Genomic DNA, 20,524 nt, shown 5'->3' with positions numbered 1-20,524 from the left:
AACCGGGAACGGTCTGGCCGCTCGGCGAGGTGCCGACCACCTCGCCCGCGGGCGCCGCGCTGTTGATCGGGGTGGCCTGGTCGGCGACCTGGAAGCCGGCGTCCTTGAGGCGGTCGCGCGCCGCGCTCTGGGGCAGGCCCGACACACTGGGCACGCGCGAGCCCGGCGCACCGTCGACATAGCGCGGATCGGTGGGTGGCAACGCGACATCACCGAAGCTCTCGGCGATCGGCTTCATCGCGGTGAACCAGGTCTTGGCCGGTTCGTTGCCGCCGTAGAGGTTGCCGTCACCGCACTGGCGCAGCGGCCAGGAGCACAGATCCGACGGGCTGGGCGAATCGTCGTAGATATAGGCCGCCGCCGCGTAGCGGTTGGTGTAACCGAGGAAGCCCGACGAGCGGTGCGCCTCGGTGGTGCCGGTCTTGCCCGACATCGGCAGGTTCCATCCCGTCGAGCTGGCCGACCCGGCGGCCGTGCCGCTGATGTCGTCCTTGCTCAGCGCGTTGGACAGGGTGTTGGCCAGCCCTTCGGGCACCACCTGGTCGCAGGTCTCGGTGGTCACCGAGACCTCGTTGCCGTTGCGGTCGTAGAGCTTGTCGACGGGGTTCGGCGGGCACCAGGTGCCGCTGGAGGCCAGGGTCGCCGCCACGTTGGACAGCTCGAGCGCGTTCACCTCGATCGGGCCCAGGGTGAAGGACCCCAGGTTCTGGCGCTTGATGAAGTCGGCGAGGCTCTCGTTGGTATCCGGTTCGTAGGGGCGCGCGGTGCCCGGCTCGGCATAGGAGCGCAGACCCAACTTGACCGCCATGTCGACCGTGCGCTGGACGCCAACCTGGGAGATGAGCTTGGCGAAGGCGGTGTTGGGTGAGGTGGCCAACGCGTCGGTCACGCTCATCGAGCCGCGGTAGTTGCCCGCGTTCTGGACACACCAGGTGTCGCGCGGGCAGCCCTTGGCCCCGCCGCTGCCCAGACCCTTGGCTTCGAACCGAACCGGGGCGTCGAGGTTGGCGTTGATGCCCATCCCCATGTCCAGGGCGGCCGCCGTGGTGAAAATCTTGAAGATCGACCCGGCTCCGTCGCCGGCGAGCGAAAACGGCTGCGGCTGCATGGTTTCCCCGAGAGCGGAGTCCAGCCCGTAGGTCCGGTTGCTGACCATCGCGACCACCGGGTGGGCGGTCTTGCCCGGCAGCACGACACTCATCACGCTCGCGATGCCCTGGATGTCCGGTGCGGCGAGCGAGTCGACCGCCGATTTGACCGAGTTCTGCACGTCAGGATCCAGGGTGGTCTTGATCAGGTAACCGCCGCGGGCGAGCTGGTCCTTGCTGATGCCGGCCCGGGCCAGATACTCCTGCACGTAGTCACAGAAGAAGGCCCGGTCGCCGGCGGCGATACAGCCGCGGGGCAGCTCGTTGGGCTGGGGCAGGATGCCCAGCGGTTCCTGCTTGGCCGCCCGCAGCTCGTCGGCCTTGTCGGGCACGTTCTCGATCATCGTGTCCAGCACCAGGTTGCGGCGGGCAAGGGCGCCGTCGGGATTGGTGTAGGGATTCAGCGTGCTGGTGGACTGCACCATCCCGGCCAGCAGCGCCGCCTGCTGCCAGTTCAGCTGCGAGGCGTCGACCCCGAAGTAGGTCTGCGCGGCGTCCTGGATGCCGAACGCGCCATTGCCAAAGCTGACCAGGTTCAGGTAGCGGGTCAGGATCTCGGGCTTGGTGAACGTCTTGTCGAGGGTCAGCGCCATCCGGATCTCGCGCAGCTTGCGCGCCGGGGTGGTCTCCACGGCCGCCCGCTTCTCGGCGTCGGTCTGGGCGATCACCAGCAGCTGGTAGTTCTTCACGTACTGCTGCTCGATCGTCGAGCCGCCGCGGGTGTCCACATCACCGGAGGCGTAGCCGGCCAGGCCCGTCAGGGTGCCTTTCCAGTCGACGCCGTTGTGTTCGGCAAACCGCTTGTCCTCGATCGAGACGATTGCCAGCTTCATCGTGTCGGCGATTTTGTCGCTGGGGACCTCGAAGCGACGCTGAGAGTAGAGCCACGCGATCGGGTTGCCCTTGGCGTCCACCATCGTCGTCACCGCGGGGACTTCGCCCTCGACCAGCTGGGCCGAGCCGTTGGCCACCACGTCCGACGCCCGGTTGGACATCAGGCCCACCCCGCCGACCACTGGAAACAGCAGCGCAGCCAGTATCACGCTGGCCAACAGGCAGCACCAGGCCAGCTTGATGATCGTCGCGCCGGCCGGAGGGCGTTCCGACATGGGTAACAGAGTAACTAGGGGTCCCGAGGTCTTGCTTTGCGTCCCCTGGCGGGCCGATGATATCGGAGGTCTATTGACGGCGGAGTCAGAAAATGCCAGTTCATGATCGGTCTGGACGGTCGTCCCAAAAAACCTGTGATGTAACTGTTGCGCAAAAGATACCTGACCACCTAACTTAAACAGACAGTGCGATTCAGGTAACACTCCGAGTCGCGATGTGGCGTAGATCGCATACGCGGCCTACACCTGAAGATTGTCAGCCGCGGCAGCGGCCGGACGAAGGGGATCGTCGGTGTCAGGTATTCGGACCGCTGCTCGCAAGCCAAGCGCAGCGCTGTTGAACTGTTCGGCCCAAGGTGTTGACGGGGAAGCCCGGATCGCGTGGGTATCGCGGGCTTTGTGCCGGTCGACCGACCCCGACGAGCTGTTTGTCCGCGGCGCGGCCCAGCGCAAGGCCGCCGTGATCTGCCGGCACTGCCCGGTTATGGCCGAATGCGGCGCCGATGCGCTGGACAACCGCGTGGAGTTCGGTGTGTGGGGCGGGATGACCGAGCGTCAGCGCCGTGCACTGCTCAAGCAGCACCCGGAAGTGGTGTCCTGGGCGGAATTCTTCGCCGCGCAGCGCAAGCACCGCAGCGTTAGCTAACTTTCGGGCCCCGGCGCCGATGGCGCCGGGGCGAGCCGGGCACCCGGCAATCAGCCGCGACTACGCGGTCTCTCTCGTGATCTGATCGGCAATCGCCTGCAGCGCGTCCAGATCGGACACATCGAACGGCAGCGACGGCACGCCCACCACCGCAACATGCGGGTTGGCGCCGGTGAACCGCGACAGCAGCCGGACTTCCCGCTTCGCGGTCTGGGCCCGGTCGGCGTGGATGCGCAATACCGCTGCGGCCAGCTGGTTGCCGTTGTCGTCTCCGCCGGCGGCTTCCAGGTCCTGGACCCCGTCGATGGCCCGCTCCACGGTCAGCGCGCACAGCGTCGGGTGAGTCCGGTTGAGGATCAGCCCGGCCAGCGGCATGCCCTCCTCGGAGAGCCGGTCGACGAAGAACGATGCCTCTCGTAGCGCGTCCGGCTCGGCGGCCGAGACCACCACGAACTGGGTGCCGCGCCGCTTGAGCAGCTCATAGGTGCGGTCGGCCTTCTCGCGGAACCCGCCGAAGGTGGAGTCCAGCGACTGCACGAAGGCCGAGGCGTCGGCCAGCATCTGCGAACCCAGAATGGTCGACATGGCTTTCATCGCCAGGCCGACCACGCCGGTGACCAGGCGGCCGAACCCGCGCCCGGGAGCCAGCAGCAACCGCCACAGCCTCCCGTCCATGAAACTGCCCAGCCGCTTGGGTGCGTCCAGGAAATCCAGCGCGTTACGCGACGGCGGGGTATCCACCACCACCAGATCCCAGCGATCCTGGCCGAGCAACTGGCCGAGCTTCTCCATGGCCATGTATTCCTGCGTGCCTGCCAATGAGGTGGCCACCGTCTGATAGAACTGGTTGTCCAGAATCGCTTGTGCGCGTTCGGTTCCCGAGTATTCGATCACCATCTCGTCGAACGTGCGGCGCATGTCGAGCATCATCGCGTGCAGCTCGCCGGGCACCTCGGGGGCCAGCGGCACCCGCTGCGGGGTGTTGCCGAGCTCCTTGATTCCCAAGGCTTGTGCCAGTCGCTTGGCGGGGTCGATGGTCAACACCACGACGGCGCGGCCGTACTCGGCGGCCCGCAGCGCCATCGCCGCGGCGGTGGTGGTCTTGCCGACACCGCCCGCGCCGCAGCACACCACGACCCGGTTGGACTTGTCTTCCAGGATCGACTTCATGTCGAGTGCTGGAGGTGCGCCGCTCATCGATTCACTCCGATTGTCCTTTTCGCTTCGGCCTGTTGTGTCCTCTTCGCTTCGCTCATCCGACGGCTCATCGAACGCCTTGCTCTGCAAGCGTTTCGGCCAATTCGTACAAGCTCCCCAGATCCACGCCGTCGGCGATGGTGGGCAATTCCAGCCGGGGTACGTGCAGGCGGTCGAGCTGCTCGGCGCTTTCGGTACGGGCCCGGATCCGGCTGGCGTGCTCGATGGTCTCGGTCAGCAGGCCGGCGAAGTCGGCGTCCGGCAAGGTGATTCCGACCTTGTCGAGTCCGGCCCGCACCGCGTCGGCGTCGATGTCGCCTTCGGCGGCCTTGGCGAGATCGGCGGGCGGCAGGAACGGCGGGATGTTGCGGTTGACGATCACGCTGCCGATCGGCAGGCCCAGCTCTTCGAGTTCCTCGATGGCCTCGATCGTCTCCTGGATGGGCAAGGCCTCCAGCAGGGTGACCAGATGGATCGCGGTCTGCTCTGAGTGCAGGAGCTTGACCACACCGTCGGCCTGGGAATGCACCGGGCCGCCCTTGGCCAGGTCCGAGACGGCCTTGGTGACGTCGAGGAAGCGGGCGATGCGCCCGGTCGGGGGAGAATCGACGACGATCGCGTCATACGCCGGCTTCTTGTTGGCGCCCTGGCGCACCACCGACTCCTTGATCTTGCCGGTGAGCAGCACGTCGCGCAGGCCGGGTGCGATCGTCGTCGCGAACTCGATGGCGCCGATCCGGCGCATCGCGCGGCCCGCGAGGCCCAGGTTGTAGAACATCTCCAGGTACTCCATGAACGCCGCCTCGATGTCGACGGCCAGCGCGTTCACGTGGCCACCGCCTTCCGCGGTGGCGATTTTCAGCTCCTCGTAAGGCAACGGCGGCACATCGAACAACTGCGCAATGCCTTGGCGCCCTTCGACTTCCACGAGGAGAACCTTGCGCCCCCCGGCTGCGAGGGTCAGGGCCAGGGCAGCGGCGACCGTAGTCTTGCCGGTACCTCCCTTGCCGGTCACAAAGTGCAAGCGCGCTTTGGTGAGACGGGAAGGCCAGGCCGGGGAGCCGCCATCGCTCGGTGTGGTCGCCATCAGAGCATGCTAGCCAAGCCTGTGCGGGCCCCTGCGGCATTGGTGCCGAGCGATAAGCTTCGGCCATGAGCCAACCGACGACATGGGAATACGCCACGGTTCCGCTGCTGACCCACGCGACCAAGCAAATCCTCGACCAGTGGGGTGCCGACGGCTGGGAGCTGGTCGCGGTTCTTCCCGGTCCCACCGGCGAGCAGCATGTGGCGTACCTGAAGCGGCCCAAGTGAGCCATTCACAGCGGCTCGCCGACCTGGGGCTGACCCTGCCGACCGTGGTCAAGCCGCTGGCGGCCTACGTCCCGGCGGTCCGGACCGGCAGTCTCGTGTATACCGCCGGCCAGCTGCCGATGCAGGACGGCAGCCTGATCTACACCGGCAAGGTCGGCACCGCCGTGAGCGCCGAGCAGGCCAAGGACGCCGCCCGGCTGTGCGCGCTGAATGCTTTGGCGGCTGTCGATGCGCTGGTGGGTCTGGACACCTTGACCAAGGTGGTCAAGGTGGTCGGCTTCGTGGCCTCGGCACCCGGATTCACCGGCCAGCCCGGGGTGATCAACGGAGCCTCGGAATTTCTCGGCGAGGTGTTCGGCGAGGCCGGGGCGCATGCCCGGTCGGCGGTCGGGGTCTCGGAGTTGCCGTTGGACGCACCGGTGGAGGTCGAACTCATCGTCGAGGTCGAATGACCCATCCGGCGTACGGGGTGCTGCGGCCTGTCGTGGAGACAGCGTCGGTCTCGGCTTCTGTCCTGCTGTGCAACAACCCGAACGTCATGACGCTCGACGGCACCAACACCTGGGTGCTGCGCGCGCCGGGCAGCGACGAGATGGTGGTCGTCGACCCAGGTCCCGACGATGATGAGCACATCGGCAGGCTCGCCGAACTGGGCAAGATCCCGCTGGTGCTGATCAGCCACAAGCACGAAGACCACACCGGCGGCATCGACGCACTGGTGGATCGCACCGGCGCGGTCGTGCGGTCGGTGGGCAGCGGATTCCTGCGTGGCCTCGGCGGCCCGCTGACCGACGGTGAAGTCATCGACGCGGCCGGCTTGCACATCACGGTGATGGCCACCCCGGGCCACACGGCGGACTCGCTGTGCTTCCTGGTCGACGGTGCCGGCGGCAGGCGCAGTTCCGGGAACGGACCGGTGCTGACCGCCGATACCGTGCTCGGCCGGGGCACCACCGTCATCGACGACGAGGACGGCAGCCTGATCGCCTACCTGGACTCACTGCGCCGGCTACAGGGGTTGGGTCGCCGGACGGTGCTTCCGGGACACGGACCCGAACTCGACGATCTGGCTGCCGTCACGGCGATGTATCTGGCACACCGCGAGGAGCGCCTCGAGCAGGTACGTCAGGCCCTGCGGGTGCTCGGCGACGACGCCACCGCACGACAGGTGGTCGAGCACGTCTACACCGACGTCGATGAAGAGCTGTGGGACGCCGCCGAGAAATCGGTGCGCGCCCAGTTGGACTACCTCAGAGCGTGATTTCGGCGCGGAAACCGCCGCTGGGCGAACGAAACCGCGCCGAAATCGCTAACGAGCTCGCCTGGCCAGCCGCTCGCTGTCGCTGATCAGCACGCTCTTGCCCTCCAGGCGGATCCAGCCGCGATGAGCGAAATCGGCCAGTGCCTTGTTGACCGTCTCCCGGGACGCCCCCACCAGCTGGGCGATCTCTTCCTGGGTGAGGTCGTGGGTGACCCGCAGCGCGCCGCCCTCCTGGGTGCCGAAGCGCTGAGCGAGTTGCAGCAGCTGCTTGGCAACCCGACCGGGAACGTCGGTGAAGATCAGGTCGGCGAGGTTGTTGTTGGTGCGCCGAAGCCGGCGCGCCAACACCCGGAGCAACTGCTCGGCGATCTCGGGGCGATCGGCGATCCACGCCCGCAGCGCGTCGCGGTCCATCGACACCGCACGCACCTCGGTGATCGTGGTGGCGCTGGAAGTCCGCGGGCCCGGGTCGAAGATCGACAGCTCGCCGAACATGTCCGACGGACCCATGATGGTCAGCAGGTTCTCTCGCCCGTCCGGCGAACGGCGCCCGATCTTCACCTTGCCGGAGATGATGATGTACAGCCGATCGCCGGGCTCGCCCTCGGCGAAGACGGTATGTCCACGCGGGAAGTCCACCGGCTGCAGCTGTTTGGTCAGCGCGGACACCGCGCTGGGTTCAACACCCTGGAAGATTCCGGCCCTGGCCAGGATCTCGTCCACGTCGCCCCTCTTTAAACTCTTCGATATTGAATCCGCAGGCCAGCTGTCTTGCTGGGCAAGGTCAGTCTAGTGGTAGCCCGTCTTTTGACGTGCCAACGCTACACACGATTGGCGTACTGAGTCCGGTGAAACTGCGGATTGGGCCGTGCATGGGCATATGACCGCGTGGGCAAACCGGGCTCGTCGTCGCTCAGGCGGGAAGGCGCCTCGGCCTGCCGCGGCGGCGTGTCGGCTCTGGGCGGGGCCGGCACGGGTGCCGCTGTTGCGGCCCGCTCCAGAAACTCGGTGACTTCGTCAGCGGTGGTGCGTTCGGTGTGCAGCGCGGTCTCGAGGCGCTGTAACCCGAACGTGGAGAGCATCAACAGCCCGGGGACACACACCGCGAGCAACCAGGTCACGGGGGAAAGTAAACACGGGCAAGGTCTCAGCGGGATTACAAATTGTCACCGGTCAGCCCGCGGCTCGACGCAGGGAACACCGAGGTGAGTCAGTACCCTGGCAACGTGACCACGGACAGCCCGCCGACCAGGCGCAAGAGCGGCGGCGCGGCCGCCACGGCACCGGCGCCGGTGGGGGCCAAGAAATGGGATTCGGAGTCCCATCTGGGCCTGGTCCGGCGTGCCCGGCGGATGAACCGCACGCTGGCGGTCGCGTTCCCGCATGTGTATTGCGAGCTCGACTTCACCGATCCGCTGGAGTTGACCGTCGCCACGATCTTGTCGGCGCAGTCCACCGACAAGCGGGTCAACCTGACCACGCCGGCCCTGTTCAAGCGGTACCGCACCGCCAAGGACTACGCGCAGGCCGACCGCGCCGAACTCGAGGAACTGATCCGGCCCACCGGCTTCTACCGCAACAAGGCCAACTCGCTGATCCGGCTCGGCCAGGAGCTGGTGGAGCGGTTCGACGGCGAGGTGCCGCGCACGATGGACGAACTGGTCACCCTTCCGGGAGTGGGCCGTAAGACCGCCAATGTGATCCTGGGCAACGCCTTCGACATCCCCGGCATCACCGTGGACACCCACTTCGGGCGGCTCGTGCGCCGGTGGCGATGGACCGCCGAAGAAGATCCGGTCAAGGTCGAACACGTCGTCGGCGACCTGATCGAACGCAGTGAGTGGACCCTGCTGAGTCATCGCGTCATTTTTCATGGCCGCCGGGTGTGCCACGCCCGTAAGCCCGCGTGCGGGGTGTGCGTACTGGCCAAGGACTGCCCGTCGTTCGGGCTCGGACCCACCGATCCGCTGATCGCCGCCCCGCTGGTGAAGGGACCCGAGACCGAGCACCTGCTGGCGCTGGCCGGGCTGTAGATCTCCCGGCCTTCGCACTTATGACGACTTCGACCCGCTGGACGCTGCTGGTGCTCGCCGTGGTCGCGGTGCTGATCGGGGCCTTGGTCGTCTCCCTCGATGATCCGTCCGGGGCCGGCGGTGGCGCACCGGGGATGCAGGCGCCCCGAACCCACCGCGACGCCGACACGCCCGAGGCGCTGGCCGGACCCCGCGCGCGCGCCGATCTGCCGCCGTGCCCCGCCCCGGCCGACAATCCCGGGCCGGTGCAGTTGCGCGGCGTCGTCGTCGAATGCGCCGCCGACGGCGCGAACGTCGACGTCGCCCGCGCGCTGGCCGGGCGTCCGGTGGTGCTCAACCTCTGGGCGTATTGGTGCGGGCCGTGCGCCGAGGAACTGCCGGCCATGGCGGACTACCAGCGCCGAGTGGGCCCGGACGTCACCGTGGTGACGGTGCACCAGGACGAGAACGAAACCGCCGCGCTGCTGCGGCTGGCCGAACTCGGCGTGCGTCTTCCGACATTGCAGGACGGCCAGCGCCGGATCGCGGCGGCGTTGAGCGTGCCCAATGTGATGCCCGCGACGGTGATCCTCCGGGCGGACGGTAGCGTTGCCAAAATCCTGCCGCAAGCGTTCACCAGTGCCGACGAGATCGCCGCAGCGGTGAAGAATGCAATGCAGTGACAACAGATGAGAGAGACGCTCCGGTGACGCAGGGTTCCTCCCGTTCGACGGGAGCGGTTGCGCTCACCCCGCAATACCGGCCACCCTGGCTGGCGCCGCTGGTGGACAACGTCGACCAGGTGCCACAGGCGTATCGCCGCAAGGTTCCTTCTGAACTGCTGGCCGCGGTCACCGAAGCCAAAGCTACCGGCACCGGCGGGCGGGATGCGGCAGTGCTGGTGTTGTTCTCCGGGCCGGGCTCCGAGCATCCAAGCGGAGCGCTGCCCGACGACGCCGATCTGCTCTTGACCGTGCGAGCCGGCACGTTGCGTCATCACGCCGGCCAGGCGGCCTTCCCCGGCGGCGCGGTGGATCCCGGCGATGCCGGGCCGGTCGCCACGGCCCTGCGAGAAGCCCAGGAAGAGACCGGCATTGACCCGGGCCGGTTGCATCCGCTGGCCACTCTGGAGCGAATGTTCATCCCGCCCTCCGGTTTTCATGTGGTGCCGGTACTGGCCTACTCGCCCGATCCTGGCCCGGTAGCCGTCGTCGACCAGGCAGAGACGGCGATCGTCGCGCGGGTTCCGGTGCGTGCGTTCATCAATCCCGAGAATCGGCTGATGGTGTACCGCACCGGGGCGGGTCGCCGTTTCGCCGGGCCAGCTTTCCTGCTCAATCAGATGCTGGTGTGGGGATTCACCGGCCACGTAATCTCGGCGATGCTCGACGTGGCCGGGTGGTCGCAACCGTGGAACATCGACGACGTCCGTGAGGTGGACGAGGCGATGGCGCTCGTGGGAAGCAGTGAGGAGCCTCTGTGACGAGTTCGCAATGGCTGGACATCGCCGTGGTGGCTGTGGCGTTCGTCGCGGCCATCTCGGGCTGGCGGTCCGGCGCGTTGGGCTCCCTGATGTCGTTCGTGGGCGTGGTCCTCGGTGCCATCGCCGGGGTCATGCTGGCCCCCCACATCGTCAGCCACATCAGTTCGCCGCGGGGCAAGCTGTTTGCCGCGCTGTTCTTGATCCTGGCGCTGGTGGTGGTCGGCGAGGTGGCGGGTGTGGTTCTCGGCCGCGCGGTGCGCGGCGCGATACGCAACCGCACGGTGCGCACGGTCGACTCGGTGATCGGCGTGGCACTGCAACTGGTGGTGGTGATGGTTGCGGCCTGGCTGCTGGCCAGCCCGCTCACGTCATCCGATCAACCCAACCTGGCGGCGGCCACCCGGGGCTCGAAAGTTCTTGCCGAAGTGGACAAGTACGCCCCCGAGTGGCTCAAGACCGTGCCGAAGCGGATGGCGGCACTGCTGCGTACCTCCGGGCTGCCCGACGTGCTGGAGCCGTTCGGCCGTACCCCCATCCAGGCGGTCGATGCCCCGGACACCTCGCTGGCCGACAGCCTCGTCGTCGCCAACGCCAGGCCCAGCGTGGTGAAGATCCGCGGTGTCGCCCCGGAGTGTCAGAAAGTCTTGGAGGGCACCGGTTTCGTGATCGCCCCCAACCGGGTGATGTCCAACGCCCACGTGGTCGCCGGCTCCGACAGCGTCACCGTCGACGCCGAGGGGCAGGAATATCCCGCGACCGTGGTGTCCTATGACCCCAAGGAAGACATCTCGATCCTGGACGTGCCGAATCTGCCCCAGCAGCCGCTGGTGTTCGCCGAGCAGCCCGCCAAGTCCGGCACCGATGCGGTGGTTCTGGGTTACCCCGGTGGTGGCGAGTTCGCGGCCACCCCGGCTCGTGTACGCGAGACCATCGAGCTCAACGGTCCGGACATCTACCGCACGACCACGGTGAACCGCGAGGTTTACACGATCAGAGGCACTGTGCGCCAGGGTAATTCCGGCGGGCCGATGATCAACCGGGCCGGTCAGGTCCTCGGCGTGGTGTTCGGGGCAGCGGTCGACGACAACGACACCGGTTTCGTGATGACCGCCAACGAGGTATCCCGTCAGCTGGCGAAGATCGGCAACCGGGAGAAGGTGCCCACCGGGGCCTGCGTCACCTGAGGGGGCCGCGCACCTGGTCGAGGAATCGGCGCAGCTGCTCGTTGACTTCCTCCGGAGCTTCCTCGTGGGCGAAATGCCCGACGCCGGCCACCGACACGAACCGGCCCCGCGGCGCATAGTGCTGGGTGCGGTCGACGGGATCGGCGAGCACGTAGGGGTCGGCGTCGCCGCGAAGATGCAGCAGCGGGACGTCGAGCTGGCGATCCATTGATTTCATGAATCGCCAACCCTCGCTGCGGAATTGGCTGCGCACCGCCCACCGCTGGTATTCCAGCGCCGAATGCGCCGCCGATGGAATCTGAATCGCTTGCCGCATATGCGCAATCGTCTCCGAAAAATCCTCCGAGGCAAGCCATTTGCCCGATGCGCGGCTTCGCACCAGGTGCTCGAGCGCCTCGGCATTGTGCCGTGTCAATGCCCGTTCGGGCCACATCGGCGTCTGGTAGCGCAGCAGCGTCGGCAGCAGGGCGCGGCCTTGATCGCGACGGGTCAGCGCGGATGCTCGCAGAGCGGCCGGGTGGGGGGAGCTCACCAGCGCAATGGCCCGCACCATCCGGGAGTGCAACACCGACGTCGCCCAGCAGACCAGCCCGCCGTCGGCGTGCCCGATCAGCGTCGCCGAACTGTGTCCGAGTGCGCGGATCAGCCCGGCGGTGTCTCCGGCCAGCGTCCAGCCGTCATAGCCGCGGGGCGGCTTGTCGGTGCCGCCGTAGCCGCGTAGGTCGACGGCCACCAGCCGGACACCGGACAGGCCGTGGAGCTGATGGCGCCAGGACCACCAGAACGAACCGAAACCGTGCAGCAGGATCACCAACGGCCGCGACATGCCGGCCGCCGATTCGGCGTCGCCGCGTGCCTCGACACAGTGGAAACGGATCCCGTTGGCGTGGACGTCGAAATGGCGCCACGGGCCGGCGATGCGGGTGACCGACGGGTCGGTCATCACCAACCAGAGGGGTCTTTGGGCGGTGTGCTGCTCGAGGCGACCACCTTGTCGGCGGCCTTGTCATGGCCCGGGGTCAGCGCGTCGCGGGTTTCCCTGACCGATTCGATGGTCTGCTGCGGTCCTCGGATCCGGCGCACCTTGAGGTATCCCAGCAGGGCGAACACCGCAGTGGTCACCACCATCAGCAGGAACACGATCAGGAAGGCCACCCAGCGCCACAGCCAGGTGTCGAGCAGTTCGGCGAGGAAGAAGAACAGGAAGAAGGTCGAGTAGAACAGCACCACCAGCGCGAGGATGAAGAAGACGCTGCCGGTCAGGCCCTTCTTCACGTCGCGGGTGATCTCCGCCTTGGCCAGCTCGACCTCGGCGCGAACAAGGGTCGACACCTGTGTGGTGGCGTCCTTGACCAAATCACCGATGGAGGGATTGGCAGGTATCGCGTTCGGGTCCACCAGCGGGATCGAGGTGACGGTGGTGGGTACCCCGGTTGTGCGATCGCCATTGCTCACGGCTGTCCTCCAACTGTTCGCTGTCGTCGCGGTTCATGTTGCCATGCCGGGCTCGCAGCCGGATACCCACTGACGTGTTACGCAAGTTACGGGTGTGACCACGCTAGACTCGCCGTGTCGGGGTGGATGGTCGATGGAGGTTGCCAGTGACGACCGCACAGCGTGTGTGGCTCAACGCGAGGGCGTTCAGCGCGGTCTTCGGCGCCCTCGTCGCGCTGGCCGGCGGCCTGGCGCCGATCGCGACCGCCGACGGCAAGGTACCGATGGGCGGCGGGGCGGGCATCGTCGTCAACGGCGACACCTACTGCACACTGACCGCGATCGGCACCGACAACACCGGCGCGCTCATCGGCTTCACCTCCGCGCACTGCGGCGGGCCGGGCGCCCAGGTCGGCTCCGAGGAACGCCCGGACGACGGCGTCATCGGCACGATGGTCGCCGGTAACGACAACCTCGACTACGCGGTGATCCGCTTCGACCCCGCCAAGGTAGCGCCTGTCTCGAACTACAAGGGCTTCGTGATCGACGGCATCGGCCCGGACCCGACGTTCGGCGAGGTCGCCTGCAAGCTGGGCCGCACCACCGGCTACTCGTGCGGGGTGACCTGGGGGCCGGGACAGGATCCCGGCACCATCGTCAATCAGGTGTGCGGCCAGCCCGGCGATTCCGGTGCGCCGGTGACGGTCAACAACAAGCTGGTCGGCATGATCCACGGCGCGTTCAGCGAAGACCTCCCGACCTGCGTCGTGAAGTTCATCCCGCTGCACACACCCGCGGTGACGATGTCGATCAACGCCATCCTGGGCGATGTCGCCTCGAAGAACCGCCCCGGCACCGGGTTCGTCCCGACACAGGACGTCATCGGCCCGGCCTAGGCTAGTTCGACTTGCTGGCCCGGATCGCCTCGAACACCGTCGGATCCACCAATGTCGAGGTGTCGCCCAGTTCGCGTCCCTCCGCGACGTCGCGCAGCAGCCGCCGCATGATCTTGCCGCTACGGGTCTTGGGCAGCTCCGGCACGACGTGGATCTCGCGCGGCTTGGCGATCGGGGAGATCTCCCGGGCCACCTCGGCGCGCAGCTCGTCGACCATCTGATTGCTCGACATCTCGGCGTGGTGCGCCTTCAAGATGACGAACGCGCAGATCGCCTGCCCGGTGGTGTCGTCCGAGGCGCCGACGACGGCCGCCTCGGCGACCCCGGCATGCCCGACGAGCGCAGACTCCACCTCCGCGGTCGAAATCCGGTGTCCCGACACGTTCATCACGTCGTCGATGCGGCCGAGCACCCACACCTCGCCGTCACTGCCGTACCGCGCGCCGTCGCCGGCGAAATACCAGCCCTGCTCGGCGAAGCGCGCCCAGTAGGTGTCCCGGAACCGCTCGGGGTCGCCCCAGATGCCGCGCAGCATCGACGGCCAGGGCTTGTCCAGCACGAGATAGCCGGTGACGTGTTCACCGTGATCGGGGCTGGGCTGCAACTCATTTCCGTCGTCGTCGACGATCTTGGCCGAGATGCCCGGCAGTGCACGCATCGCCGAACCGGGCTTGCAGTCGGTCACGCCGGGGAGCGGCGAGATCATGATCGCCCCGGTCTCGGTCTGCCACCAGGTGTCCACGATCGGCGTCGCGTCGGCGCCGAACACCAGGCGGTACCACCGCCAGGCCTCCGGGTTGATCGGCTCGCCGACCGAACCGAGCAGGCGCAGGCTGGACAGATCGTGGGTGAATGCGATCTCGCGGCCCCACTTCATGAACGTCCGGATCAACGTTGGTGCGGTGTAATAGATTGTCACACCGTACTTTTCGATGACCTGGAAGTGGCGGTGCTCATCCGGGGAGGCCGGCGTGCCCTCGTAGACCACCTGGGTCGCACCGTTGGACAGTGGCCCGTACACGATGTAGGTGTGACCGGTCACCCAGCCGATATCGGCTGTGCACCAATAGATGTCCTTCTCCGGCTTGATGTCGAAGACGTTGTAATGGGTGTAGGACGCCTGGGTCAGGTAGCCGCCGGAGGTGTGGATGATGCCCTTCGGCTTACCCGTGGTGCCGGAGGTGTACAGCAGGAACAGCGGTTGTTCGGAGTCGAACGCCTCGGGCGTGTGGTCGGTGGAGGCGGAATCCACCGTCTCGTGCCACCACAGATCCCGGCCGTCGGTCCAGTTCACGTCGATGCCCGTGCGGCGCACCACCAGAACGTGCTGCACGCAATCTTGCCCCTTGACCGCCTCGTCGACAGCTTCCTTGAGCGACACCGCGTTTCCGCGGCGGTACTGGCCGTCGGTGGTGATGACCAGCTTGGCCTCGGCGTCCTCGACGCGGGCCCGCAGAGCCGCGGCCGAGAAGCCGGCGAACACCACGCTGTGCATGACGCCGAGGCGCGCACAGGCCAGCATGGCCACGATCGCCTCGGGAACCATCGGCATATATATCGCCACCCGGTCACCGGCGGTCAGACCCAGGTCGGTCAGCGCGTTGGCTGCCTTGCAGACTTCGTCCTTGAGCTGCGCATAGGTCAACACCCGGGAGTCGCCGACCGGTTCGCCCTCCCAGTGGATGGCCACCCGGTCGCCGTTGCCGGCCTCGACGTGGCGGTCGACGCAGTTGTAGGCGACGTTCAGCTTGCCGCCGACGAACCACTTCGCGAACGGGGCCTGCGACCAGTCGAGCACCTCGGTGAACGGCGTCTCCCACGACAACCGGTTGGCTTGAGTGGCCCAGAACGCCAACCGGTCGGCTTCGGCCTCGTCGTAGAGGTCCGCCGTGGCGTTGGCGGTGGCGGCGAAATCGGCCGACGGTGGATAGCATGACGGAACTTCGGTGTGCGCCTCGGTCATGCCTGTGAGCGTAGTCACCGAACGTTGCATCGGCGTTGGCACGTCACATTCGTCGGCGGGCGGTTCGTGTCGCGCGCCGAACGGCGGGCGACGACCCGGTTAATGGTTGACTCCCCGCCGCGATAGCGTGGCCGGTGTGAGTGATCTGCTGGCCCCGCTGCTGGATCTCCCCGGCGTGGCCGAGGCCGCCGAGTCCGCGCGCGACGCCTTGGCGAAGGCGCACCGGCACCGGACGAATCTGCGGAATTGGCCGGTCACCGCGGCGGAGTCGGCGGTACGCGGGGCGAGGTCGTCCTCGGCTCTCGAGGGCGGTGCGGTGCAACTCGACGGCTCCGGTGTCGAGCCCAACGACCCGATCCTGGCCGGTGCCCTGCGGGTCGGCCAGGCACTGGAAGGCGGCACCACCAACCTCGTCGGCGTCTGGCAGCGCGCCCCGCTACAGGCCCTTGCCCGGCTGCACGCGCTGGCGGCGGCCGACCTGATCGACGAGGAGTTACTCGGCCGGCCGCGACCGGACCCCGAAGTCGCCGCCCGGCTCGATCTGGTCACCCGGCTGGTGACCGGCGCCAGCACTGCGCCGGCACCGGTGCTGGCCGCCGTCGTGCACGGCGAACTGCTGACCCTGGCGCCGTTCGGCGCCGGTGACGGTGTCGTGGCCCGCGCGGTGTCGCGCCTCGTCACCATGGCCACCGGTTTGGATCCGCACGGTCTCGGGGTGCCGGAGGTCTACTGGATGCGGCGCTCCGAGGAGTACCGGTCGAGTGCCCGTGCGTTCGCCACCGGCGCGCCGGAAGCGGTCGGCGCCTGGCTGCTGATGTGCTGCCAGGCGCTGGAAGACGGTGCGCGAGAGGCGATGTCGATCGCCGACGCGGCCGCGAAGTAAGCAAGACAGCGAAAGCGGGCGGCGTTCCGAATTTCTTCGGCTCGCCGCCCGCTAGCACGGTGCTCCGGTTACCAAGCGTGCCAGGTGGGCTGCGTGGGTTGGCCTCGGCGCTTGTGCGCTGCGCTTCGTTGACATCCCCACCCAAGGGGACGTTATGTCCGACCGCTTTTCGCAATTACGCAGGCCCGCAACACTTCTGCCATTATCGCGGCGTGCTCCGCGTGGGTGCCGGGAACCGTGCTGGGGCGCTTGGGTTGGGAGGCAGTACCTTCTCTTCCGGTGCTGTCTTGGCCTTGCCAGGCGTCCGTGCTTCCTTTGTACTCCGTGACCCCGGTCACAGCAAGGGTTAGTCGGCAACGGATTGGTCGCTAGAAGGACAACCGCCGTAATACGGAGTAGGTCAACGCTCCTGCGGCCAACGCGCTGATTCCCAATGCGGCAGTGGTGGCGACCGCGGCGCCCGACGGTGCCGGGATGCGGTCCCGCAACGGGACCGGTCGCGAGAAAGCCAGCACCGGCCAGTCCTGGGCGATGGCTTCCTTGCGCAACGCGCGGTCGGGGTTGACCACCGTGGGATGACCGACGGACTGCAGCATCGGTAGGTCGGTGATCGAATCCGAATAGGCGTAGCAGTGTTCGAGCGGGTAGCCCTCCAGCGCAGCGAGCTCGCGGATGGCCGCGGCCTTGGCCTCGCCGTAGCAATAGAAGGCAACCTCGCCGGTGTACTTGCCGTCCTCGACGACCATCCGAGTGCCCATCGCGTGGGTGGCGCCCAACGCCCGGGCGATCGGCGCGACGATCTCCTCACCGGATGCCGAGACGATCACCACGTCCCGGCCGCACAGCCGATGGTCGGCGATCAGCTCAGCCGCCTCGGCAAAGACCAGCGGATCGACGATGTCGTGCAGGGTCTCGGTGACGATGGCCCTGACCTGTTCGACATCCCAGCCGGCGCTCATCGCGGTGACGTACGAACGCATTCGGTCCATCTGATCGCGATCGGCTCCCGACATGAGAAAGAGGAACTGGGCATAGCTGGACTTGAGTACCGCCCGTCGGTTCAGTAAGCCCTGAGCGAAGAAGGGTTTGCTGAAAGCCAGCGTGCTGGACTTGGCGATGACGGTCTTGTCGAGGTCGAAGAATGCTGCGGTGCGCGACGGATTCTCGGGTGTCGGCCGGGGCCGGGGATCGCTTGGCTGGTCGGCAGCCAAGGCGGGGACGGTCACGCCACCCAGGATAGGGCTCGTGCCGATGCCGATCGGGCGGCGACGATAAAGTGGCAGGCCACGCCACCTGTCGTACCCTGCATTTTCACAGCGAATACATGGTTTCGAAGTGGTAGCAACACTTGCGCGACTGCACATTGTCGTGTGTATAGTAAGTATTACTCGGCTTATGCCGGGTGTGCATCAGCCCGACCCCCCGGGGCTGATACACGACGACCTCCGCCTCCTCCCCCCCTGGCGGGGGTCGTCCCTTTTTCAGGGTAAGAAATTTCGGTCGGTCCCGGCAAACACGAGAATGGTTGCCGGGATCACGTTCGTGCGTCCCTGTGACCCGACCCTTCATCCCCACACCCGCGTTCATCCACAGTTGCGCCGCGGGGCGGCTGGCGTTCTGCGGCCGGGCATCCGACGGTGGACCGGTGAGCAGCACTGCAGGGGCGGTCCTGACCGGAGTCGACGACCCCCAACTACGCGAGCAGGCCGACCGGGTGGCCGCCGCGGCCGGTCTGCGCCAAGTGCCGGCGTCCGTTCCGCCGACGCGCAAGGCGTGGTCGGCCGCGGTCGCGATCCTGCTCGACGAAGACGCGGCGCGGCAGTGTGCGGCCGGTGGCCTGCCGCGGCGCGACGGTGTGATCCTGATCGTGGCACGGAAACCCGACCCACCGACCTGGGCGGCCGCGATGGCCGTTGGCGCTCAGCATGTTTGTGCACTTCCAGACCAAGACGGTGAGCTGGTCCGGCATCTCGCCGAGGCGGCCGAGGCCGCGCGAGAGGGACCGCGGACCGGCCGGGTGATCGCGGTGATCGGCGGTCGCGGCGGAGCTGGTGCCTCCACCTTCGCCGGGGCGCTCGCACATGTCGCCTCGGGGTCGTTGCTCGTCGACCTGGACCCCTGGGCCGGCGGGATCGACCTGCTCATGGGCAGTGAGTCGGCGCCCGGCCTGCGCTGGCCCGATCTGAGCCTGCAGGGCGGCCGGCTGGCCTGGGCGGCGGTCCGGGACGCCCTGCCCAACCACCGCGGGATCAGTGTGCTCTCGGGTGCGCGGCGCGGCCACGAGCCGGAGGCCGGGGCGGTCGAGGCGATCGTCGATGCCGGCCGGCGCGGCGCCACATGGGTGATCTGCGACGTGCCGAGACGAATGACGCCGGCGGCCACCGGCACCCTCGACTGTGCCGATCTGGTGGTGGTGATCACCACATGCGATGTCCGCGGCGTCGCTGCCGCCGCGGCACTGAGCCCGGTGCTACGCGGGTTCACTCCGAACGTCGGGCTGGTGGTCCGCGGGCCGGCCCCGGGCGGACTGCGGGCCGCCGACGCGGCCGAGGTCGCGGGACTGCCGCTGCTCGCCGCGATGCGCCCTGAGCCCATGCTCGTCGAGCGCCTCGAGCAAGGTGGGTTGCGGCTACGGCGGCGATCGCCGTTGGCCCGGGCCGCCCGCACCGTGTTGGCGATGGTGCCGTCGGTCGTGACACCCGGTGTCCGGGAGCGGGTGGCGTGAGCACCTCACTGGTCGACCGGGTCCGCGAGCGACTGGCCGCGGAGTCGTCGTCGTTGCGGCCGACGGCGGTTGCTGCCGCGATCCGCGCCGAAGCCGGGGGAGTGCTCGGCGACACCGAGATGCTGACCAACCTTCGCGTGTTGCAGACCGAGCTCACCGGCGCCGGCATCTTGGAGCCGCTGTTGCGCGCGCCCGGCGCCACCGACGTTCTGGTCACCGCTCCGGACGCGGTGTGGATCGACGACGGCAGCGGCCTGCGCCTGACCGCGGTGCGGTTTGCCGACGAGGCGGCGGTCCGCCGGCTGGCGCAACGACTCGCGGTGACGGCCGGCCGCCGGCTCGATGATGCCCAGCCGTGGGTCGACGGTCAGCTCACCGGGCTCGGCATCGGGGAGTTCTCCGTGCGCCTGCACGCGGTCCTGCCGCCCGTCGCCGCCGGCGGGACCTGTCTGTCGTTGCGGATCCTTCGGCCGGCTACCCAGGACCTCGCCGCGTTGATCGCGGCCGGTGCGATCACGGCGGAGGCGGCCGGGTTGCTCACCGGCCTCATCGAGGCCAGGTTGGCGTTCCTGATCTCCGGCGGCACCGGAGCCGGAAAGACCACGCTGTTGGCGGCCGCGCTGGGCGCCGTCGAGAACAGCGAACGCATCGTGTGTGTGGAAGACGCACCCGAACTCGCACCGGCCCATCCACACCTGGTCCGGTTGGTCGCGCGCGCCGCCAACGTCGAAGGTGCCGGCGAGGTCACTCTGCGGCAGCTGGTCCGGCAGGCGCTGCGGATGCGCCCCGACCGGATCGTCGTCGGCGAGGTGCGCGGCGCCGAGGTCGTCGATCTGTTGACCGCGTTGAACACCGGCCACGACGGCGGAGCAGGCACCGTGCACGCCAACAGCCCGGCCGAAGTACCGGCGCGCCTGGAGGCGCTCGCCGCGCTCGGCGGGCTCGATCGCGCCGCGCTGCACAGCCAACTGGCCGCGGCGGTCCAGGTGGTGGTTCACGTGGGCCGGGGCCGGGACGGCGCCCGCCGGCTCAGCGAGGTTGCGGTGTTGTGCCGCAAAGACTCCGGTGATGTGCACGCGGTGAGCGCCTGGCATGCCGAGCGGGGCTGGCAGCCCGGTCGACAGCAGCTGGAGACCCTGATCGCGGAGCGCCGGACGTGACCGGGATACCGCTGGCCGCCGTACTGTTGGCGCTCGCCGTGGTGGCCGCGCCTCCGCCGCCGCGCCGGCGGCTGGGGCTGTCGACTCCCCGGGCCCGGGTGCGGGGTCC

21 protein-coding genes are annotated in these 20,524 nt (G+C 68.1%); 12 read left to right on the top strand and 9 right to left on the bottom strand.

Annotated features, from left to right (window positions below):
• The coding region (gene ponA2 / locus MSZK_RS02435) for a transglycosylase/D,D-transpeptidase PonA2 (RefSeq protein ID WP_233211078.1) at window positions 1-2,257 on the bottom strand (2,257 nt) is incomplete at its 3' end.
• Between the two features lie 292 nt (window positions 2,258-2,549).
• Between ponA2 and MSZK_RS02430 the strand changes: the two genes are divergently transcribed.
• Entirely contained in the window at window positions 2,550-2,903 is a 354-nt protein-coding gene (locus MSZK_RS02430; RefSeq protein WP_099244456.1) for a WhiB family transcriptional regulator, read from the top strand.
• A 60-nt stretch (window positions 2,904-2,963) separates the two neighbouring features.
• Here MSZK_RS02430 and MSZK_RS02425 read toward each other — a convergent pair whose 3' ends face one another.
• Both MSZK_RS02425 and MSZK_RS02420 read right to left on the bottom strand, forming a co-directional pair.
• Window positions 2,964-4,100 carry an ArsA family ATPase gene (locus tag MSZK_RS02425; RefSeq protein ID WP_099244454.1) on the bottom strand — a complete coding sequence of 379 codons (1,137 nt, stop codon included), beginning with the start codon at window positions 4,098-4,100 and terminating at the stop codon, window positions 2,964-2,966.
• A 67-nt stretch (window positions 4,101-4,167) separates the two neighbouring features.
• On the bottom strand, window positions 4,168-5,190 hold the full coding sequence (locus MSZK_RS02420) for an ArsA-related P-loop ATPase (RefSeq protein WP_099244452.1): 1,023 nt from the start codon (window positions 5,188-5,190) through the stop codon (window positions 4,168-4,170).
• Between the two features lie 62 nt (window positions 5,191-5,252).
• On the opposite strand from MSZK_RS02420, the gene MSZK_RS31855 reads away from it, so the two are divergent.
• The 3 genes from MSZK_RS31855 to MSZK_RS02410 are packed head-to-tail and all read left to right on the top strand — an operon-like array spanning window position 5,253 to window position 6,675.
• On the top strand, window positions 5,253-5,414 hold the full coding sequence (locus tag MSZK_RS31855; RefSeq protein WP_005138621.1) for a DUF4177 domain-containing protein: 162 nt from the start codon (window positions 5,253-5,255) through the stop codon (window positions 5,412-5,414).
• Window positions 5,411-5,866: a RidA family protein gene (locus MSZK_RS02415; protein ID WP_102869250.1), complete on the top strand. Its 456-nt coding sequence runs from the start codon at window positions 5,411-5,413 to the stop codon at window positions 5,864-5,866. The genes MSZK_RS31855 and MSZK_RS02415 overlap by 4 nt, the downstream gene beginning before the upstream one ends.
• Window positions 5,863-6,675, top strand: a complete 813-nt coding sequence (locus MSZK_RS02410; RefSeq protein ID WP_099244448.1) for an MBL fold metallo-hydrolase — start codon at window positions 5,863-5,865, stop codon at window positions 6,673-6,675. The genes MSZK_RS02415 and MSZK_RS02410 overlap by 4 nt, the downstream gene beginning before the upstream one ends.
• Before the next feature lie 48 nt (window positions 6,676-6,723).
• On the opposite strand, the gene crp is transcribed toward MSZK_RS02410, so the two are convergent.
• On the bottom strand, window positions 6,724-7,398 hold the full coding sequence (gene crp, locus MSZK_RS02405) for a cAMP-activated global transcriptional regulator CRP (RefSeq protein ID WP_005138643.1): 675 nt from the start codon (window positions 7,396-7,398) through the stop codon (window positions 6,724-6,726).
• A 98-nt stretch (window positions 7,399-7,496) separates the two neighbouring features.
• Window positions 7,497-7,796: a hypothetical protein gene (locus MSZK_RS02400; protein ID WP_099244446.1), complete on the bottom strand. Its 300-nt coding sequence runs from the start codon at window positions 7,794-7,796 to the stop codon at window positions 7,497-7,499.
• Between the two features lie 231 nt (window positions 7,797-8,027).
• On the opposite strand from MSZK_RS02400, the gene nth reads away from it, so the two are divergent.
• The 4 genes from nth to marP are packed head-to-tail and all read left to right on the top strand — an operon-like array spanning window position 8,028 to window position 11,354.
• The gene (nth, locus tag MSZK_RS02395; protein WP_199203164.1) at window positions 8,028-8,708 is read left to right on the top strand and encodes an endonuclease III; all 681 of its coding nucleotides are present in this window, start codon (window positions 8,028-8,030) and stop codon (window positions 8,706-8,708) included.
• A gap of 20 nt (window positions 8,709-8,728) precedes the next feature.
• On the top strand, window positions 8,729-9,370 hold the full coding sequence (locus tag MSZK_RS02390; protein WP_099244444.1) for a TlpA disulfide reductase family protein: 642 nt from the start codon (window positions 8,729-8,731) through the stop codon (window positions 9,368-9,370).
• A 23-nt stretch (window positions 9,371-9,393) separates the two neighbouring features.
• Window positions 9,394-10,170: a CoA pyrophosphatase gene (locus MSZK_RS02385; RefSeq protein ID WP_099244442.1), complete on the top strand. Its 777-nt coding sequence runs from the start codon at window positions 9,394-9,396 to the stop codon at window positions 10,168-10,170.
• A complete protein-coding gene (gene marP / locus MSZK_RS02380) occupies window positions 10,167-11,354 on the top strand; it encodes an acid resistance serine protease MarP (RefSeq protein WP_099244440.1) in 1,188 nt (395 codons plus the stop codon). The genes MSZK_RS02385 and marP overlap by 4 nt, the downstream gene beginning before the upstream one ends.
• Here marP and MSZK_RS02375 read toward each other — a convergent pair.
• Both MSZK_RS02375 and MSZK_RS02370 read right to left on the bottom strand, forming a co-directional pair.
• Entirely contained in the window at window positions 11,347-12,297 is a 951-nt protein-coding gene (locus MSZK_RS02375; RefSeq protein ID WP_371411274.1) for an alpha/beta fold hydrolase, read from the bottom strand. The genes marP and MSZK_RS02375 overlap by 8 nt on opposite strands.
• On the bottom strand, window positions 12,297-12,809 hold the full coding sequence (locus MSZK_RS02370; RefSeq protein ID WP_099244436.1) for a phage holin family protein: 513 nt from the start codon (window positions 12,807-12,809) through the stop codon (window positions 12,297-12,299). Before MSZK_RS02370 ends, MSZK_RS02375 begins: the two co-directional genes overlap by 1 nt.
• 146 nt (window positions 12,810-12,955) lie before the next feature.
• Between MSZK_RS02370 and MSZK_RS02365 the strand changes: the two genes are divergently transcribed.
• On the top strand, window positions 12,956-13,684 hold the full coding sequence (locus tag MSZK_RS02365) for a S1 family peptidase (protein WP_199203159.1): 729 nt from the start codon (window positions 12,956-12,958) through the stop codon (window positions 13,682-13,684).
• Window position 13,685: 1 nt separating this feature from the next.
• Here MSZK_RS02365 and acs read toward each other — a convergent pair whose 3' ends face one another.
• Window positions 13,686-15,647, bottom strand: a complete 1,962-nt coding sequence (acs, locus tag MSZK_RS02360) for an acetate--CoA ligase (protein ID WP_199203158.1) — start codon at window positions 15,645-15,647, stop codon at window positions 13,686-13,688.
• Window positions 15,648-15,783: 136 nt separating this feature from the next.
• On the opposite strand from acs, the gene MSZK_RS02355 reads away from it, so the two are divergent.
• Window positions 15,784-16,530: an oxidoreductase gene (locus tag MSZK_RS02355; RefSeq protein ID WP_099244497.1), complete on the top strand. Its 747-nt coding sequence runs from the start codon at window positions 15,784-15,786 to the stop codon at window positions 16,528-16,530.
• 368 nt (window positions 16,531-16,898) lie between these two features.
• Here the strand turns inward: MSZK_RS02355 and MSZK_RS02345 are convergent, their stop codons facing one another.
• Complete coding sequence (locus MSZK_RS02345; protein WP_199203163.1) at window positions 16,899-17,741, bottom strand: HAD-IB family hydrolase; 843 nt, start codon at window positions 17,739-17,741, stop codon at window positions 16,899-16,901.
• Between the two features lie 434 nt (window positions 17,742-18,175).
• Between MSZK_RS02345 and ssd the strand changes: the two genes are divergently transcribed.
• On the top strand, window positions 18,176-19,255 hold the full coding sequence (ssd, locus tag MSZK_RS02340) for a septum site-determining protein Ssd (RefSeq protein ID WP_099244493.1): 1,080 nt from the start codon (window positions 18,176-18,178) through the stop codon (window positions 19,253-19,255).
• Window positions 19,252-20,415 carry a TadA family conjugal transfer-associated ATPase gene (locus MSZK_RS02335; RefSeq protein WP_099244432.1) on the top strand — a complete coding sequence of 388 codons (1,164 nt, stop codon included), beginning with the start codon at window positions 19,252-19,254 and terminating at the stop codon, window positions 20,413-20,415. The genes ssd and MSZK_RS02335 overlap by 4 nt, the downstream gene beginning before the upstream one ends.
• The last annotated feature ends 109 nt before the right edge of the window (window positions 20,416-20,524 follow it).

Origin of the sequence: Mycobacterium sp. shizuoka-1 (genome assembly GCF_002723835.1) — a bacterium.
Lineage (GTDB): Bacteria > Actinomycetota > Actinomycetes > Mycobacteriales > Mycobacteriaceae > Mycobacterium.
This window is presented reverse-complemented; position numbering and strand designations above follow the sequence as displayed.

Excerpts from the sequence above, each read along its gene's own strand:
- MSZK_RS02425 (WP_099244454.1), bottom strand. The coding sequence starts at position 4,100 with ATGAGCGGCGCACCTCCAGCACTCGACATGAAGTCGATCCTGGAAGAC.
- MSZK_RS31855 (WP_005138621.1), top strand. The coding sequence starts at position 5,253 with ATGAGCCAACCGACGACATGGGAATACGCCACGGTTCCGCTGCTGACC.
- MSZK_RS02410 (WP_099244448.1), top strand. The coding sequence starts at position 5,863 with ATGACCCATCCGGCGTACGGGGTGCTGCGGCCTGTCGTGGAGACAGCG.
- nth (WP_199203164.1), top strand. The coding sequence starts at position 8,028 with ATGAACCGCACGCTGGCGGTCGCGTTCCCGCATGTGTATTGCGAGCTC.
- MSZK_RS02390 (WP_099244444.1), top strand. The coding sequence starts at position 8,729 with ATGACGACTTCGACCCGCTGGACGCTGCTGGTGCTCGCCGTGGTCGCG.
- MSZK_RS02375 (WP_371411274.1), bottom strand. The coding sequence starts at position 12,297 with ATGACCGACCCGTCGGTCACCCGCATCGCCGGCCCGTGGCGCCATTTC.
- acs (WP_199203158.1), bottom strand. The coding sequence starts at position 15,647 with ATGACCGAGGCGCACACCGAAGTTCCGTCATGCTATCCACCGTCGGCC.